Here is a 17,287-nt window from a genome sequence, read left to right on the forward strand (position 1 = left end):
AGTTGTTTTGTGAAATCTAAAATACGCAGGTTCCAAGGTTTTATCGGTGGAGCCGGTAGAACAAGCGGACCCGTCACGACCTGCCCTGCGGTTCGAAAAAGGCACCCGCTTGTCGCCCTATGAGGAGGGGCAACAGCTACCCGCGATGTTTCATCATATGGTTCCCCCGGCCACCCGTGCGGCGGCAGGAGGAGCGCTTGCCTTGAGGCCGTTCATGTCATTCCTGAAGAATACCAAGATAAAAACGAAGGTCGTTTTTGTCATCTCGCTGATGAGCCTGATGTCGCTTTCCGGCATAAGCTATGTCAGCCTGCAATATAAAAGCACCGATAATGTCTATAGTGATTTCATCGGCCACGAGGCCCTTGCTGCGGTGCTGAACGCCAGAACAAGCGGAAATCTCAATGCGCTCGGCATGCAGATGCTTCGCGCCAGCCTCAACGATCCGGCCAGCAGCGATTTCGAAGCGGCCGTAAAGACCTTCAGGGCAGATCGCAAGCAGCTCGAGGAACGCCAGAACAAGATCATGGAACTCGTGCCGGCCCGCACGGACGCCGCGCGGGATATCCTCAAGGGTGTTGTCGAAGTCGAGGAAATCGGCAATCAGGTCATTTCCCTCATGCAGGCAGGACAGCGGGCCGAAGCCCAGCAGATGGCGCTTAACGTCCTGCGGAAAATCACCGAGGTTTCGCCGAAAATCAGTGCGGGTAACGAACAGCTCATCCAGGTCATGAATGAGGGCCGGGAGCGCCTTACCGCAAGCACGAATACGACGATCTGGACGGGTGTTGTCACACTCGCACTCATGTCTCTGGCCGTGATCGCGCTTGGCCTGCTCATCTCGTCCCGCGGCATTACCACGCCGATTGCACGCCTTCGCGCCCGCATGGAAGCGCTGGCGGCGGGGGATACTGCAAGCGAAATCGTCGGCATGGATCGCAAGGATGAAGTTGGCCAGATGGCCGCAACCGTTCAAGCGTTCCGCGAAAGCGCAGTGGAGCGCCTGCGGCTCGAGGCTGAAACGGACGCGAACCGGTCCATGTCCGAAAAGGATCGGATCGAGCGGGAGAAACAGAAGGCGCAGGAAGCCGCCGACGTTCAGTTCGCGGTCAACAATCTTGCCACCGCGCTTTCGAAGATCGCCGAAGGCGATGTCACTTACCGCATAGCGCAGCCGTTTGTGCCGAGCCTGGACGGTATTCGCGGCGACTTCAACAGGGCCGCGGAACAGCTGCAGTCGACGCTCAACCAGGTGGCGCAGAATGCCCGTGGCATCGATTCCGGCGCAAACGAAATCCGCGCAGCGGCCGACGATCTGGCGAAACGGACGGAGCAGCAGGCTGCGGCCGTAGAGGAGACCGCTGCGGCACTGGAAGAGATCACCACGACGGTGAAGGATTCGACCAAACGGGCGCAGGAAGCGGGACACCTCGTCAGCCGCGCGAAGATCGGCGCCGAAAGATCCGGAGACGTGGTGCAGAAGGCCGTTGCCGCGATGGAACAGATCGCGACATCCGCGAATGAGATTTCCAATATTATCGGCGTTATCGATGAGATTGCCTTCCAGACCAACCTTCTGGCACTGAATGCCGGGGTGGAGGCTGCCCGTGCGGGCGAGGCGGGCAAGGGCTTCGCCGTTGTCGCGCAGGAGGTTCGCGAACTGGCGCAGCGTTCCGCAGGCGCCGCCAAGGAGATCAAGAACCTGATCACGACCTCGAACGGTCAGGTCCAGCAAGGCGTGCAGCTCGTCGGAGAGACCGGCAAGGCATTGGAACTGATCGTCACGGAAGTGCAGGAGATCAACCGCCACGTGGCGGCGATTGCGGAATCGGCACAGGAACAGTCCTCCGGTCTCCAGCAGATCAATACGGCCGTGAACCAGATGGACCAGGACACCCAGAAGAACGCCGCAATGGTGGAGGAGAGCACCGCGGCAAGCCACGGGCTCGCACGCGAGGCGTCGTCGCTCAACCGGCTGATCGCCCAGTTCAAGCTGTCTGAAGCCGGTTACAGCGAGGCGTCCGCGCCCGTGCGAACCGCTTCGTCGGCCGACAGACCGGCGACCTCACCGGCCCGCGCCCTTGGCGGCCGGATCAGGGCGGCGTTCTCCGGCAACGCGGCACTGAATACGACAACGGATAATTGGGAGGAGTTCTGATACCCACTCTGCCTTCACGCCCTCCATGGCGCTGAAAGCACTATTCCAGACAGGGGCACCGGGGTCGGGTTTTTAGCCTGAGCCCGGTGTTCTGCTTTTCGGGACGGATCAGCCTGCCACTGCGCCGTGGCTATTCGTTGCCATTCGTCTTCATGCTGGTTAGGTTTGCCGCCATTGGGGCGGTGCCTGGGAGGGGAAGACATGATCGCAGCCTATATTGATGAATTCATCATGTTCTGCGTCGGCCTCTGGATGACGCTCGTGGGGTTCGGATATCTGTCCCTGTCGAGAAATCCAGCTCACCGGCCACCGGTGGCGCGTCACTTCAAGTGGATGGGCCCCATGCTGCTTATGATCGCGCTCATTCTGGCCATCGCTTCCTGATCCTTGAAGGTTGTCGTGTGGCGGCACTTTGCCTTTGGCTCGTTTTGCGGTAACAGGGAGCCATGATCAAGGCATCGAGTACCACCTGCATCTAGCTCCCGCCGCAGCGCGAGGAGCATCGGACGAGAAGCCAGCCGGCTTTTCGCCTGGTGTCGGCTTGCCGCAAGGCAAGCGAAAGCGAAGACATGCAGTGAGATTACTCAATGGAAAACTATTTCGAAAGCCCGTTCCGGGGCATCACGCTCGACAAGCAGGTAAAGAACCCAAACCTCGTGGTCGGAAAATACAGCTATTATTCCGGCTATTATCACGGCCACAGCTTTGAAGATTGTGCCCGTTATCTGCTGCCGGATGAGGGCGCGGACAGGCTGGTGGTGGGGAGCTTCTGCTCGATAGGTTCGGGCGCAGCCTTCATCATGGCGGGCAATCAGGGCCATCGCAATGAGTGGATCAGCACCTTTCCCTTCTTCTTCATGCCCGAAGTGCCGGAATTCGAGAATGCCGCAAACGGCTATCTGCCGTCCGGCGACACAGTCATCGGCAATGATGTCTGGATAGGCTCGGAAGCTGTCATCATGCCCGGTATTACCATAGGCGACGGCGCCGTGATCGGAACGCGTGCGCTGGTGACGAAAGATGTCGAACCCTACGCTATCGTCGGTGGCAATCCCGCGAAAATGATCCGCAAGCGGTTCGACGACGACTCGATCGAGCTGCTTCTGGAGATGAAGTGGTGGGATTGGCCGGGGGACCGGCTGAAAGCCGCGATGCCGCTCATGACCAGCGGCAATGTTGCGGAGCTTTACCGGTTCTGGCGGTCGGATAGCGCCCAGCCGTAAACAAACGGCCGGCCCGTCTCATCAAGGCGGGCCGAGCCTTTCCGAGGGCCGGACATGTGGGTCAGCGTCGCCGTCAGTAAGCGGTGTAGTCAGACCGGCATGAACGCCAAGACAGCTCCGTATCATCCTGCAAAGCCATCCTGTTGAGACATCACGCCGGGTTTCATAGTGATCAAGCCGCCGAATGAGGTCGCGCGGTGCGTGATCGCAGACGCCGGAGCCGGACGTCCATCTGTCTCCTGGCCTGAATGTCGCCTCGTCTGACGGCGACCGACATTCCTTCCACCCACGCCGTAACGGCGCCGTCATTGTCTCCCAACCGTGCACGGCATTCGCCGAGTTCTGCCCATACCGCCGAATAGTCGGGATCCTGCCGGATAGCCTCCTGCAGGTGATGCGCTGCATTTTCGAACTGCCCCGCTGCCGCCAGAGCCTTCGCGATTGAAAAGCGCAGAAGGGGACTGTCCCTCCCGTCTTCCAGCATCTTCATGAGTTTTGTTATCATCGTTGTCCCGGAGCAATGGTGAAACACCATGTATCGGTACGATCTCAAGCGCAGTTGAGGTCAAGCGGTATTTGGCGCGCTCATCCTGCATGGGCCCGCATGCGAACGCGTCCGACGACGACGTGCGCCTCCGTCAGGCTACGTCGCATCTCTCGCCCTCGCCGAGTTGAAATGACCACAGCCTGTGGGTTAAAGCACGGATGTCCCTTAGGATGGACACGATTCCCCCCAGAATTATGGGTTTGCATGATCCCCGTCGCATTGCCCTCCGTCGAAGCGTTGCTTCTCCTTGCCTTCTTTCTCATCACGACCCTTGTGTGGGGCGTCTGGTCACTATGGCTGTTGGTTCAATACATGGGCGGGCGCTGGAAGCGCCCGATGATCCTGCCTTACGGGCTGGTGACCGCGGTTGCGCTTTTCACGCTTTTTCGGTTCGGTGAATTTTATCTGGAGATGAGCGCTTACGACAGGGAGAGAGCAATACGTTATCAGCCGGAACTTCTGGAACCCGCACGTCTGGGCGGGATAGATATGCCCAAGGGTACGAAGCTCGAACTGGCCATTGCCGACAACAAGGAGGCCTTCGATAGGGCCGTGTTTCCGCATCCGGTGCGGATCGCGGATATCGACGCCGTTGAGATCGCCCGATATATCGCGATAAAAACCAATGAAAATTACGAAACGATCGGTTTCACCCCAGGCGACATGCGGATAACCGGTATTGGCGTGACCACTCAGAGCGACTGGCGTTGTGATGCAACGCAGCCCGTGGAGTTCGATCTCATGGCTGATGGCAGCATCTCTACCTTCAGCAAATGCATTCTCGCCGATGGCAATCTCGTTGACGGTATCAGCCTGCCGAAAGGCACCTCCCTGCGGGCCTCCACCGGCAATGTTTACACCGATGGCTTTGTCGATTCCGACAGATGGGTTCTCGATATACCGTCTGGGCAGACCATTCACATCGATGACTTCGATCTCTCAGAGGTAACGCTTGCCTTGAACGGCGAGCGAAAGCTCCACGAAATCAGCAGAGGCACTCTGTCAAAAGATGCCGCTCTTGGAACGCTTCACCATCCCGCTGGAACCAATATTCGTTATAATCCCCGCCATCTTCGCAATGACTACCCAGACGCATGGCTGATAATTCCGCCTCTGCCCGATCCCGGTGCTCCGCCGGTTCCATCGCCGGATATCGTTCAGAGCAGGGATGGCGAGGTTCTTGCGAATTGAGCCTGCGGCGAAGACCTGCAGGTGTCCCGCCTTGCCCTACCAGCCGTAGCTGAAGGTCAGGCCGCTGCCGTTATTGCCGTCCTGCACGACGTTGGTATCCGTGTTGCGGCCGTACTGAAAAATGCCATAGGCATTGTTGTTGCCGTTCTGCTGCAACGTCGCGGAGTGGCCTACGCCCCGTTGCCGGATAAAGCCGAGATTGCCGCCGCCGTTCTGGGCAATGCCGGCGGCGTTGCCGCGGCCGAGCTGGCGGATGTCGGCATCCTTCAGGCCGCGGTAGAGCGAATAGGCGCGGAGGCCCGTCGAAAGCAGGTCGCCATCGGCGGCATTGCCGGGTGCGAGATCGAAGGAGATGCGACCGCCGGCGTGGGCCGGTGCCGGAGAACCAAGAGGTGCGAGGCCCCCGACGAGCATGGTAACAGTCATGAGTTTCAATATGTTGCGCGTCATTCTGATCTCCATCCGTCAGCGCCTTGCCGATGATCGATAATCGCATTTCGCAACTGAACCTGATCGGAACTGCCCGTTCACACGTCGTTCAGTCGCTTGGCAGGATCCAAAGAAAAGGGCGCCTGAAGTGGCGCCCTTCACGGAGATAATTTACGGGCATGTCTTGGCTTAGTCGCCATCAACCTGCTTTGTGCAGCTGAAGCTCCGGCCATCGATCACCATATCGAGCACCGCCTTATAGCGGGCTCCCTTCGCATCGAGCGTTACCGTGGTCAGCAGTTGCGGACGTCCGGCTGCGGCATCAAAGTCGCCGCCCTGATTGATCACCGAATGTCCGCCGCTTCCCGATTTTTCGACGTGAAACCCGTAGGTCCCGCCGGCAGTGACATCGGCTCCGGCAAAGGCCTCCAGCTTCACCATGCCCGCCTGCGACGTTGCCCTGATCTCGCAGACGTTTCCAGCCGTCGACTCCCGTGCGGTCGATATGGCCGCAACGGTGCCGGCGGGAAGCAGTGCCAGCGCAAGGATCGCCGCCAGGCGGCGCTTATGACTGATGCTGTGGGGCATGGCTGGTCTCCCGGATGATCTGATGTTTCGCGCCCGACCGGTTACACGTCGTGCGGCCGGTCAAGGGCAGGCTTGCACGAAGGCGGCGACATTGTCGTTGCCGCCCTGGCTCACATTGGCGCTGCATCCGCGGCCCACCTGGACACCGGCCGCGATGTTGCCGTTGCCGTCCTGCGTGAGGATGGTGGTGTGGTTGGAACCGAACTGGCCGATGCCGGCCACGTTGCGGCTGCCATTCTGATAGGTGGAGCCGTAATTGTCGTGCCCCTCCTGGCCGACAGCCGAGAGGTTATGCCGGCCATATTGATGACCGACAATCCGGTTGTAGCCGCCGTTCTGGTACGTGCGGATCCGGTTGCCGTAACCCTCCTGTGCACCGCCGGCAGAATTGGACCAGCCATATTGTTCGATGCGCACATCATTGGCCATGGCGGGTGCCGCGGCAGCGAAGCCGACGAGAGCGACGAGTGCACTTGCAATGAAAGACTTCCGGATCATGACGTGTCTCCTCAGGCGGATGGACCGCGGTTGAACGTCCCTGTTTTAGAACGTTCCACCGGAACGGAGGCTGAAGGCGTCATTCAGTCGTGGTTCATTGGCCGAAGCCAATAGGCGCCGGCATCGCTGAAATTTGCCTCCACCTTCCTGCGGTATCCTGACGGGACCGTAAACGCGTCTTCAGCGCCATATATCTGTCAGGCCGCCCGAAGCTCCGTGCACAGGATCGGTCTCCGGCTTCGGCAGGGATCTGATCCGCTCAACCATGTCAGCGCTGGCGGAGGATGTTTGAATATCGGCTTCCTGCCCGGGCGGATAAGCACCCACCACTTGAAAATCCGGGGAGGAGTTGAGTTTCATATGGCCTGTCCCGGCGGGCAGGATCAGGCAGTCACCGCGGGCAACATCGAGAATTTGCCCCTCAGGCCCGCCGATCTGCAAGGTCGCTTCGCCACGTCCGACGCCCAGAACCTCGTGTGCCCCACTGTGGTAATGGTGGTAGTCGAAAACGCCGTTGCGCCAGATGCCGCTCCATCCGTTGCGGGAAAATGTCGCTTCGAAATCCGCGGAATGAAAGTCCGCGCCGACATTGCGGTAAATGATCACGGGAAAGGTCTGGTTATTGGGGACCTGTCCGCTGGGGCCGAAGGTCAGTTGCTCGGTTTTCATGGCGATGCTCCTCATGACCGTTTCTACCGCGAACAATGCGGACCGAAATCTGGCAGCGCATTTCAGCCGCCCAGGTCATAATCACTCCGGAGAGCGGGCAGTTCCGCAATGTCTTGACGAAAACGCGGTTGCGGCGGTCTCAAGCCCGGCGAACCGGGCTTGAGACGTTTTCTGGCTGGTTTACTCGGCCGTCGCCTGAATATCGACCTTGTCGAGAAGGCCCATCGGATTGTCGGAAGCCGCAACCAGGTCGAAGACCCCGAGGCCATTGACGCCCGTGGATTTGACTGTGACAGTCAGGGTTCCAGGCGTGCTGATGAAGCGCACCAGCGCCTCCACCGCGCCTTGCAGCTTCGGCTGCTCCGCCGCCACCTGCTGCAGCATCACACTCGCCACCAGCGTCAGCGTGCCGCGCACCTGATCCTCGGTCATGTCGTTCTGCAGGGCATAGAGCTTGATCGCCTTGGCCATCAAGCCTTCGTCCCTGACGGTGAGCTTCACCTCACGGCCGGCAAGCCCGAAAAGCGCCGCCTGCGCGCGATTGACGTCGAAGGAGAAGAACTCCTCCGTAAAGCCGCTGACCAGTCCGGCAAGATTGACGCTGCCGAAATCCCTGCTGCTGAGCGAGATGTCGCGGATCACCAGATTGCTGTTCGGCTCGTCCCAGCCTGCGGAAAGGCCATAGGAGAAAGCCAGCGTCTCGAGACCCAGCTTGCGGGCTTCCACGAAAACGTCCTCCGTCGCGTCTGCGGGGATCGGAAGTGTGAGGTCATCCTGCCTGATCTCTATATCGGTCGGAATGCCGTTGAAGGGCTTGGTCAGCCCCATCTCGAAATTCTTGAGCGTGAACCTGATGCGTTCCGGCGTGCCGGTGGGTTCTTCCTCCGGCTCTTTCGGCGCGGCAATATCGACGTTGATGCCGCCGACGCGCACCCGGCCAAGTTCCGGTATCAGGCGATTGAACTGAAAGGTCTCGATCTCGGTTTCATCGAGCGCGATGATCTGGGAAATACCCTCGATCGTCGAACTCCAGTCGAAACCCTTGAGGCTTGCTTCCGCCACTTCGATCTTGCCGTCGCCGTCACCGATCGACAGACCGTTCAGGCCAAAGTCGAGCTTGCGGCTGTCCATCTGCATGTCGATGCGGTCGATGGCGGCCTTGACCCTTTTGCCGGCCGCTCCCTCTTTTTCATCCGGTGCGTCGGCCTTGAAGCCGATGAGCTGCATGTTGCTCCTGCCGATCATGTCGAGGATGGACACGACCTTGGCAAAAAGCGCCTGGCGTTCCTCCGGCGGAAGCTGGTCGGGATCCTTGGTGACCGTCAGTGCCTTCAGTGTGTCCAGCAGCGGTTCGGATGGCATGCGGGCGGTAAAGCCATCGCTGCGGATCTCGTCGTAGCTGAAACGGCCATCGCCATCGGAAAATGAAACCGTCTTGACGGAAAGCGGCCCATAGAGAGGTTTTGCCACCTTGTCGTCAGGGCCGGCCTTTTCCGTATAGAGCCGGGCGAGATAAGCGACGTCGATGTCCTGACCAGCGATCACGCCGGTCGACACCGCCACATGCTTGTCCTCAATCGCGCCGTCACTGTCGGGAAGCCGCATCTTGATGTCGTAGCTGCCCTTGTCGATCGAATACCGGGCGATACGGCCACCGGCGATCTCGGAGAGGACCAGGTTGCTGTAAACCGTCTTCTGCTCGGTGGTCGCGACCGACTGGCTCAACGTCAGCTCGGGCGTGGAGATGCGCGTCGCTGCGAAGCGCTCGATGCGGCGGGGCAGGGAGCCGCCGTTTCCTTCCGCCTGTGCGGACTTCTCGAACGCCGCATTCTCGATGCGGGCATGCGCCATGGAAAGCTTGCCGGTGGGCACATCCACATCGATGTTGCTCATGTCCAGCGCGCCATCCAGAAAGGGCAGCTTCGGACGACCGTCAATAGAGGCAATGCGAAGGTTTTTGCCATCTTCGAGCGGCAGCGTCAGATCGCGAACATGAATTTTCCCGAGGAAATCGACTTCCACGGAACCGGCAGTCGCGCCGGTGCGCGCAACCAGTTCCTTCACCTTCGCCTCGTAGAAGGTCTTGCCGCCGATGACACCTGCGGCCGCAACGGCGACAATTGCCACCGCCGCCCATAGCGCCCTGCGCCGACCCTTGCCGGTATGGCTGTTTTCCTGTTCCACGACGTTGGTCCTCTCTCACATACTGATCATATTGCGCGCCTTTTAAGCACGCAAAAGTTGCTTAGCAAGAGCTGATCGACGCCCGTGAAGGCCGCGCTACATCCAGACCGTCAACGCCATGCCGGCCACCACAGGTGCGGCGCCAGCGCAAGCGTCGGGCGAAGGGGCAGACGCGGCCTGACCGGCAATAAGCTTTGGGTGGGCAGGGCCTGGAATCCGCCGCGTCACGCGCCATTGATGATGTTGCAGATACCCTCGCGGATCACGTTCTTGTCCGCGATCTGTCCTGCCTGAATGTTGAAGACGGCGTCGATCCGCACAGCCGCACCCTTTTGCCGGGCCACCACCCGCAGCGTCTGAATTCTGCCGCTGCCGCTGGTCTCCTGGTGCGCGTCGATGGACGACAGCGACTTGTTGATCTGGATGCCCGAAAAACCTTCCGCCGCCACGGCCTGGGCGAGCTTTTGAAGCACGGCTGGCGCCTTCGCCTTCGGCAGCTCCTGCCAGGACTTGTAGGAAACAGCCGTCACCATCGGCACGCCGGAGACGGTGAAATTCTTCTCGCAGGAGGCCGCGAAAACGGGGCTCGAGAAGGTGATCAGGCCAAGAGCCGCTATGAGGTATTTCATTTCGAACAATCCAATCGTTGGTGAAGGCTGACGACAATCGGCCGTGTCAGAAGGTTGACCGTTTGCCTCTGTAGGTGGAGGGCGGCGGTAGAGCCTCATGGGCCTGCGCAAGCGTTTCAAGCCATGTGGCCAGCCCTTCGGGAACCTCTTCATTGCCCGCCTCAAGCGCCTCGATCCAGGAGAGTTCGCATTGCAGCGCGGAGGCGATGTTGATCGGCGTCTAGCGAATGACCCGCAGGCATTGGTTAAAGCGTTCTGGCGACATGATGATTTGATTTTTCCCCGTCTTTTTCCCGCCGAAGCTCACCCACCGGGCGGCGGGAGTCAATTGCTTTTTTGCAACTCTCGATGGCTTGTTTCACTTCTCGGCCGGGATTTGCCGGATGATAAACTTAGCTGATCGGCTAAGTTTTTGCTTGTGCCGCAATGATGAAACATGATAGTTAGCGATATGGCTAAGCATCATCCAGAGCTTTCACTCATCTTCCAGGCCCTTGCCGATCCCACACGGCGGGCAATTCTCGCTCGCCTCGGCAGCGGGCCGGCGCAGGTTACCGCATTGTCCGCTCCCACGGGTCTGCGCTTGCCCACGGTCATGCGCCACCTCGCCGTGCTTGAGGAGGCGGGGCTCATCGCCACATCCAAGGATGGGCGCGTGCGCACCTGCGCAATAGTACCTGAAGCGCTGGAGCCGGTGAGAACTTGGCTCGATGAACAACGGGCCGTGTGGGAGAGCCGGCTTGACCGGCTGGAGGCATTTGCAGTTCACGCCATGAAGGAGGAGGAACAATGACAACGAAACCCGGTCAACAAAGCGCACACGCTGAACCGCCACAAGACCGTTTTGCAACGCTCAGCTTCGAACGGGAAATTGCCGTTCCGCTATCGGCTCTGTGGCAGGTCTGGCTGTCACCCGCCGCCCGCGCGGTGTGGGCCTCTCCCTCACCCTCGGTGACAGTGGAATTCCTGGAGGCGGACAGCAGGCTGGGCGGTCGCGAAGTGTCGCTCTGCAAGGTCGCCGGCCAGCCGGATATTCGCTGTGAATGCGGCTGGCTGGAGCTTCAGCCAACCCGCCGCAGCGTGAATTACGAGGTGGTCTCATCCAGCGGCGTTACCCAGTCGGCAGCGCTGGTGACTGCCGATTTTCAGGCGGCGGACGAGCGTAGCCGCTTGACCGTAACGGTCCAGCTTTCCTCCCTAGCCGAGGATAAGCGCATGCAAGCCGGCGAGAATGTCAGCAAGCTGGCGAACGAGGCCGGCGTTAGCCGCCAACGGCTCTACGAGTGGCGAGATCATCTCAGGCTCTACGGCGATCTGAGTTCACGACGGCGAGGTCGACCCCCGAGAGTGGTGTCAATTGTTGACGGTGCTGCGCCATTGCAGACCGCTATGATCGCGCCTTCCCCTCAAGAACAATCGCTGACCAAGGCTAGACGCAGGGTTAGGGAATTGGAGCAGAAAATCGGCCAGCAGCAATTGGACATCGATTTTTTTCGCGAAAGTGACGGATCGCGTCGGTGTCATAAGCCTTGTCCGCAAGAAGCGTCGCACCGGGCCGCAATCCGCTCAGCAACTTTTCCGCCACCGGAGAAGTTGTCGTATGCTCCAAGTTGGCTGCTAGTTTACGGGCCGGAGAGTGTTTCAGGACCAGAATGTCACGCTACCAATTCTCTTCTTTATTATCTTTATGAGAATATAAGATTATTTGGCAGCGTGACAGCTATGTCCTCTTTAATAAACATCTCCGGTTAGGAAGAAATTTAATCTGGAGTGTGGGGGAGCGTGCGTGAATGCATGTCATCCTTTTGGATTCGCTTCTTCGCCCTGCATCGCTGCTGCCGTTCCCGGTCGTTCCGCCGCTTATAATCCCCGGCAGGATCAGCAACACCACTCTGGACGGAAGCTTCTCTCAGGACATGATCACCAAGCTTTTTGCAACCCTTCATCTGAGGACACGACGAGCATTCCGGAGAAAATTCGTCCAAGGTGTAGTGCATCCCAAAGCATGTCGGCCATCTATCGGTGGAGAGCTGCGGAACATCGACAATATCGTCAACCGGAAACTCCTTGTGGTCACTCTCCACAATCTCCATCGCTCTGTCGAAAACTTCTTCCGTAGCAATAGACCTGAAAAAATCCGCCGGAACCTGCTTTCTGTCGTAGGCGAAAATCTGGATCGCGCGGTGAAGAGGCATGCTGACGTCTTGGACGTATTGAAGAATAAACTGTCTGAAGTCGTCTTGTGCGGGGATGCCGCGATAGTTATCGATTCGGTAGGAAGGGTGCTCGACACGGGCTAGACCAGCGACGACATGCTCTCTCCATTTCTCCATCACATATTTTCTAAACCAAGGCGCCGACTTTTCATTTCCGTGGAGTTGGTTTGGCCGCGGAAACCTGTTGCGGTTGTCGCTCCGCTTCAACGCAAATTCAAAAGCCGCCTCGATATAGACTGGATAGGGAATTCCGAATTCGTCTGCCCGTTGGCGTGCGACCACCAACTGGCTCCTTTCACGTTGGGACTTCTTCATCGTGAGGGCATGGACCCCGCTCACATTCTTCGCGAATTGCATGTCGACCTCTGCCGCGAACTTTCGGCGATAGACTTGCTAATATGTCTTAGTAAAAAGCCTGTTTAATTCCTCGGACGACATGAACCGGTAGTCAAACCACTTCCTGCTGTGGAGCCGCCGCTCAGCCTCAAGCACGTCAGTCGGATGTTGCTGGATCGTCTCGATTAGGGAACGGATCCGCAATTGTTCTGGGGATTTCGGTGTTTTAGTCATAGCTCATCCTTCACGCCACTACGGCGAGTTAAGCAGGTTTCGATTTTTCGGATGAGCAGCCGGCAGCTCGTTTCAGTATATAGCGGAATCTTCGGCGGATTCTCAAAAATGTTCAAAAAAATCAGAGGTGGTCGGCTGGAGTTTTTTCGCCGGACGAGCAAATCAAAAAAAGCGTTCTCATCCACCGCTCGATAGTTTGGGGTAACTAAGGATGCCGAAAACGAGCAAAAAACGCGAAATCGGGCGTTTCGCGTCAACTTAGCGTAAAGGTAACGGCACCGAGTCTCTTATCGGACCATAGAAGCCCATTGCCAGCAGCACTTGCTGTTCCGGTAGATCTTTGGCGGTTTAGCCGCGTCTGAAGCCGCATATTTGTCAAAAGGTAAATCTGCAGCTTCTCGCAGGAGAGGTGGTTTGGATTTTGAAACTCGGTGGCTACCCAAGCCATCCCCTTCTGTTGAGACGATTTTTTCTAGGACTTCATGCGTCCCGGCGCACTACACGCAGAGCAACGACAAGTGCAGATCGTAGATCGGTCTACCCCAGACGCGCCACGAGTTCGTCTGCGATCAAATGGGTGTAACGCTTCAGAATCCTTATGTCGCGGTGTCCGGATATGCTGCTCACCTCGATCACATTCAAACCGCATTCGAACAGACGGCTGACGCCCTCGTGGCGTAGATCATGGAAGCGCAACCCTTTAATATCAGCACGTATCAGCAGCCGACGCCAAACCTGCTCAAGCGAACCGGCGCTCAGCGGAAATACCAGAGGCTGATCGACATCAGCGCGAGACTTCCATTCGGTCAGCGCTTCGAATGCGCGCTGTGACAGAGGCACATCACGACCGGAGCCGTTCTTGGTCATAGCAAGCGTAAGCACCCGGCGATTGTGCGAAAAATCTGTCCACTTCAATCCTAGAAGTTCACCACGGCGCATCCCGGTCTCGATGGCAACGATCAAAAGCGTGCGGAGGAAAGGTATCTTCCCGGTATCGCAAGCATCGAGCAGCCGTTGCTCCTCGTCGCCGGTCAAGCGGCGGCTCCGCTCATTTCGTATCACCGGGCGACGCACCAGCTTCACCACGTTCTTTGCGAGCGGCAGACCCCAATCACGGATAGCAACCTCGAGAACGTGGCGCAGGATCGCAAGCTCTCTAACTGTAGTAGACGGAGCTACGGATTGAAGCCGCTCGTCACGGAAGGATGCTATATCCTGCTGGCTCAAACCGATCATCGTCCGGTATGCGAGTTCGTGGCGACGAAGCACGTCGATCCGCTGCATCTCTTGGACAGCACCACGCTTCAGAGGCGAGGGTAACGTTCGAGAAGCTGCCCGAGCGTCGTGCTTTCAAGGATTTTCGTGTCCGGGGCAGCGCCGAATCTATCGACCTGTGCTTCGAGGTCACGTGCCCACTTTTCAGCTTCGAGCTTGGTGTCAAAACTCTTGCAACGCGGCTTCATACCGCGCCGTCGCACCTGTGCTTGCCAGCGCCCTCTGAGTTTTCTGATTGTCGCCATGGTGATCTCCAACGTTTGTTGTCAATCATGCGTAGGATGCCCCGATGAGGGGGCCAAGGATTATCCCGGCCCAGCAATCACACGCATTAACTGCAATCAAAAATCATAGGCGATTTATGATTGAGCGCCTTGCACACGCGGCGTCAGTATAGTTTGATATGCATGGGTAAAGGGTATTGCGTATGCGTGGATTACTTCGCTTTGTTAGCGCCAGCGTTATTTCATTGGCAACTTTTTCCGGAGCATTTGCCGGCGAGAGAACATTCGGCCCTTTTGCTGTAAGTGACGCAAATCCGGACGTGATTGCTTTGAATGGCGATATCGACGTCAACTCAGGTCTAAATTTTCGTCGCGCGCTCCAAGCAGCGCCAAATGCGAAGCTCGTTACCCTCAACAGTCCCGGTGGCAATGTCCAGATGGGCTTGCTCATTGCGGACGATATCCATCAACGCAAGCTGGCGACATATATCGCGAAAGCAAGCAAATGCCTGTCGGCCTGTTCGTTCGTCTTTCTCGCAGGCAATGAGCGGAAGGTCGATGGAGCCTTAGGCGTTCATCAGATTTCATCCGACTCGCCGGACCTAGTTGGCGCGCAGCTGGCGATCTCGGATATTATCGAAGTTCTCAATCGCTTTGGAACACCGGTCGACGTGATGCACGTCATGTTTAAGACGCCCCCGGATGACATGCATATATTCAGCCAAGACGAGGTGGATAAATACAAGCTCAATCGAACGGCGCAGGAACAATCAACGACGCCAACGACTATCGATGTTCCCGTTGCAGTCGCTGGCCAAGATAGCGACCAGAAACCAAGTGATGCTGATCTTCTGGGAGATGGTCGCACATCGCCGCCTGCGCCAGACTCAAAACAACAACAGGCGAAACTGTCGACCCTCGATGAGTTCACACGGCGACCCAATCGCATTGCCATCTACACTGGGCTAGACCTATTCGGTGACGACATTTCATCGCAGCGGGTCGCTGACGCTAGCGAATGTGCTCAACGTTGCCTGATTATGAATGGCCAGTGCAAAGCTTTTACATACAATGCCAATCCCAAAATCAAGAGAGGGCCGAACTGCTTCCTGAAATCGAACGAGGGACGAGCCGATGGAAATAGCGTTGCATTTTCGGGACGCTTTTTGAGCGGAGCAGAAGCAGACCCATCTGCCATCACGCTTGGAACGATCGATCCGCAGTCAGCACTGTTTGACGACGTCGATTTACCCGGTGGCGATTTATCCCGGCGTCCAGAACGTTCGGCGAAGACTCCTCTGGAATGTCGTTTGGCGTGCATCGACGAGAGGAAGTGCGTGGCCTTTACCTATGTCAAGCCGAAGAAAGAATGTTGGCTGAAAGGCGCGGTCGGAACACCCATGCCGGGCAAAGGAATGGTATCCGGATTGAAAAAGCTGGAACGGTTTGCACCTGCCAAGATCATCAGCTTGGACTGAAACGGAAACAAGAGCATGCTTGCTGTAACCGACCGACCAACACTCACCCAAGTCCAGATTATCCAGTCGCTCGCTGAAGCACTTTCTTGGTTTGAGAAAGAAATCAGCTGGGGTGTTAGTTCCGGCGAGCTGAACCACCTGACGGGACGTATCGGTGAACTCTATGCCGCGATGATTACTCGCGGGCAGATGGCTCTGGACACCAACCAGCGAGGCTACGACGTAGTGTCCGCTTCGAATGAACGGATATCGGTTAAAACCATTACCAGCTCTACCCACGTCGATTTCAATCTGAATACGTTTCATCACGTGGATCGCGTGATGGTCCTCCGGGTCAACATCGATGACGACAAAGGGGTATCCGTGGAAGAGCTTTTGGACGCACCGGTAGACGCCGCTCGTCTACTTATGCGGGGACAGGGCGGTAAGCTCGTTTATCCAATCAAACGCGGAATCAGCGAAGAACATCCCGTTGAGTCGCTCGAAATAGCCGGAAAAGCCTCTTACTCCGACTTCGAGATTGTAAAATATGAAAACGGTGCAATTCGTATTTTTCGACACGGAGAACCGCAACAAGTCGTCGTCAAAGAGACGCTACGTTCGGTCGCGGCGGAAATCGGTATCGATTTATTCAACTCGAAAGGCGGATTGAAAAATACACAGCAACTCGGTGCTGATGTCATTCGTGCATTGAACGCTATAGGTGATCTGTAGAAAGCATGCGCTGACTGCAACCAGCGACAATCCCGAGAGCGTTATGATCGCAGTCGTGATTTCTTTAGATATTTGTTGCCCGTGCAGGACGAAATGAGAAGGGTGACGTCCATATTGAACATTCCAAGTTTTCTGACGATGTGGCGCGGTGAGAATTTTTTAAAAGATAGATGCCAGTGTCGAATCTATCCTAGGGTTGTAGCGCTTCCGATGAAAGAATGTGAAAAATGCCTTTGAATCTTTTTTTGGATACCAACATATACCTTTCATTCTATTCGCTATCAAACGCTGACGTGGCACAATTAGACAAACTACGCCAATTTGTTGCTCAAGGAGAAGTTCGCCTTTTTGCAAGCACTCAACTTCGGGATGAGATTCTCAGGAATAGGGAGAACAAAATCCGTGAATCATTTAAGGCGCTACGGGACACCGCTCTCAAATGTCAGGTTCCTGCGTTCGTAAAGAATTTAGACACCTTTTTACAGCTTCAGGAAATTCTTAAAGAGGCCAACAAAAAACACTCGCAGCTCATAGCAGAAGTTGAAGCTTCGATTGAAGCGAACGAGCTAGACGCGGACAGAATGATTGATGCGCTTTTAAAAGCAGCCAACATCAAAGAGGGCGTTGTCACGTTGTTCGACTGAGGCCGGACGAAGCGCTTTCAGTTAAACTCAGGCAGTTGCGCAGGTCACGG

The 17,287-nt window shown here is 57.2% G+C and carries 18 protein-coding genes and 1 pseudogene; 10 read left to right on the forward strand and 9 right to left on the reverse strand.

Annotated features, from left to right (window positions below):
• Positions 1–214: 214 nt before the first annotated feature.
• The 3 genes from DOU54_RS01545 to catB all read left to right on the forward strand — a co-directional run bounded on the left by DOU54_RS01545 (position 215) and on the right by catB (position 3,381).
• Complete coding sequence (locus DOU54_RS01545) at positions 215–2,158, forward strand: methyl-accepting chemotaxis protein (RefSeq protein WP_004444865.1); 1,944 nt, start codon at positions 215–217, stop codon at positions 2,156–2,158.
• A 201-nt stretch (positions 2,159–2,359) separates the two neighbouring features.
• Positions 2,360–2,542 (forward strand): hypothetical protein, encoded by a 183-nt coding sequence (locus DOU54_RS01550; RefSeq protein ID WP_004444862.1) that lies wholly within the window; start codon positions 2,360–2,362, stop codon positions 2,540–2,542.
• 203 nt (positions 2,543–2,745) lie between these two features.
• Positions 2,746–3,381: a type B chloramphenicol O-acetyltransferase gene (gene catB, locus DOU54_RS01555; protein WP_037092615.1), complete on the forward strand. Its 636-nt coding sequence runs from the start codon at positions 2,746–2,748 to the stop codon at positions 3,379–3,381.
• Between the two features lie 172 nt (positions 3,382–3,553).
• Here catB and DOU54_RS01560 read toward each other — a convergent pair whose 3' ends face one another.
• Positions 3,554–3,886 (reverse strand): tetratricopeptide repeat protein, encoded by a 333-nt coding sequence (locus DOU54_RS01560; RefSeq protein WP_037092676.1) that lies wholly within the window; start codon positions 3,884–3,886, stop codon positions 3,554–3,556.
• 246 nt (positions 3,887–4,132) lie between these two features.
• Between DOU54_RS01560 and DOU54_RS01565 the strand changes: the two genes are divergently transcribed.
• Positions 4,133–5,119, forward strand: coding sequence for a hypothetical protein (locus tag DOU54_RS01565; RefSeq protein WP_037092614.1), 987 nt, complete (start codon positions 4,133–4,135; stop codon positions 5,117–5,119).
• Between the two features lie 36 nt (positions 5,120–5,155).
• Here DOU54_RS01565 and DOU54_RS01570 read toward each other — a convergent pair whose 3' ends face one another.
• The 6 genes from DOU54_RS01570 to DOU54_RS01595 all read right to left on the reverse strand — a co-directional run bounded on the left by DOU54_RS01570 (position 5,156) and on the right by DOU54_RS01595 (position 10,116).
• Complete coding sequence (locus DOU54_RS01570) at positions 5,156–5,569, reverse strand: hypothetical protein (RefSeq protein WP_004444852.1); 414 nt, start codon at positions 5,567–5,569, stop codon at positions 5,156–5,158.
• Positions 5,570–5,737: 168 nt separating this feature from the next.
• A complete protein-coding gene (csgH, locus tag DOU54_RS01575; protein WP_004444850.1) occupies positions 5,738–6,136 on the reverse strand; it encodes a curli-like amyloid fiber formation chaperone CsgH in 399 nt (132 codons plus the stop codon).
• A 60-nt stretch (positions 6,137–6,196) separates the two neighbouring features.
• Positions 6,197–6,634, reverse strand: coding sequence for a curlin (locus DOU54_RS01580; protein WP_004444848.1), 438 nt, complete (start codon positions 6,632–6,634; stop codon positions 6,197–6,199).
• Positions 6,635–6,814: 180 nt separating this feature from the next.
• Positions 6,815–7,303 (reverse strand): cupin domain-containing protein, encoded by a 489-nt coding sequence (locus DOU54_RS01585; protein ID WP_004444846.1) that lies wholly within the window; start codon positions 7,301–7,303, stop codon positions 6,815–6,817.
• Positions 7,304–7,483: 180 nt separating this feature from the next.
• Positions 7,484–9,487, reverse strand: a complete 2,004-nt coding sequence (locus tag DOU54_RS01590) for an aq_1923 C-terminal domain (RefSeq protein WP_113730320.1) — start codon at positions 9,485–9,487, stop codon at positions 7,484–7,486.
• A 224-nt stretch (positions 9,488–9,711) separates the two neighbouring features.
• Positions 9,712–10,116 (reverse strand): hypothetical protein, encoded by a 405-nt coding sequence (locus DOU54_RS01595; protein ID WP_077987649.1) that lies wholly within the window; start codon positions 10,114–10,116, stop codon positions 9,712–9,714.
• A gap of 97 nt (positions 10,117–10,213) precedes the next feature.
• On the opposite strand from DOU54_RS01595, the gene DOU54_RS27305 reads away from it, so the two are divergent.
• Genes DOU54_RS27305 through DOU54_RS27800 form a run of 3 tightly spaced genes read left to right on the forward strand, consistent with a single transcriptional unit; the run spans position 10,214 to position 11,868 of the window.
• Entirely contained in the window at positions 10,214–10,516 is a 303-nt protein-coding gene (locus tag DOU54_RS27305) for a hypothetical protein (RefSeq protein ID WP_193603281.1), read from the forward strand.
• A gap of 51 nt (positions 10,517–10,567) precedes the next feature.
• A complete protein-coding gene (locus DOU54_RS01605; protein ID WP_006700642.1) occupies positions 10,568–10,909 on the forward strand; it encodes an ArsR/SmtB family transcription factor in 342 nt (113 codons plus the stop codon).
• Positions 10,906–11,868 carry a helix-turn-helix domain-containing protein gene (locus DOU54_RS27800; protein ID WP_286079842.1) on the forward strand — a complete coding sequence of 321 codons (963 nt, stop codon included), beginning with the start codon at positions 10,906–10,908 and terminating at the stop codon, positions 11,866–11,868. The genes DOU54_RS01605 and DOU54_RS27800 overlap by 4 nt, the downstream gene beginning before the upstream one ends.
• Positions 11,869–11,876: 8 nt before the next feature.
• Here the strand turns inward: DOU54_RS27800 and DOU54_RS01615 are convergent, their stop codons facing one another.
• Positions 11,877–12,689 carry a hypothetical protein gene (locus DOU54_RS01615; protein ID WP_113730322.1) on the reverse strand — a complete coding sequence of 271 codons (813 nt, stop codon included), beginning with the start codon at positions 12,687–12,689 and terminating at the stop codon, positions 11,877–11,879.
• Positions 12,690–13,439: 750 nt separating this feature from the next.
• A pseudogene (locus DOU54_RS01620) lies at positions 13,440–14,422 on the reverse strand (site-specific integrase).
• A 182-nt stretch (positions 14,423–14,604) separates the two neighbouring features.
• On the opposite strand from DOU54_RS01620, the gene DOU54_RS01625 reads away from it, so the two are divergent.
• The 3 genes from DOU54_RS01625 (at position 14,605) to DOU54_RS01635 (ending at position 17,237) form a co-directional block, all read left to right on the forward strand.
• Positions 14,605–15,879 carry a PAN domain-containing protein gene (locus tag DOU54_RS01625; RefSeq protein WP_286079843.1) on the forward strand — a complete coding sequence of 425 codons (1,275 nt, stop codon included), beginning with the start codon at positions 14,605–14,607 and terminating at the stop codon, positions 15,877–15,879.
• A gap of 15 nt (positions 15,880–15,894) precedes the next feature.
• Complete coding sequence (locus DOU54_RS01630) at positions 15,895–16,593, forward strand: DUF6998 domain-containing protein (RefSeq protein ID WP_113730324.1); 699 nt, start codon at positions 15,895–15,897, stop codon at positions 16,591–16,593.
• Between the two features lie 227 nt (positions 16,594–16,820).
• Positions 16,821–17,237: a PIN domain-containing protein gene (locus DOU54_RS01635; RefSeq protein WP_113730326.1), complete on the forward strand. Its 417-nt coding sequence runs from the start codon at positions 16,821–16,823 to the stop codon at positions 17,235–17,237.
• Positions 17,238–17,287 lie beyond the last annotated feature (50 nt).

The sequence above is a fragment of the Agrobacterium sp. MS2 genome (assembly GCF_003261015.1).
In the GTDB taxonomy this organism is placed as follows: domain Bacteria; phylum Pseudomonadota; class Alphaproteobacteria; order Rhizobiales; family Rhizobiaceae; genus Agrobacterium; species Agrobacterium pusense.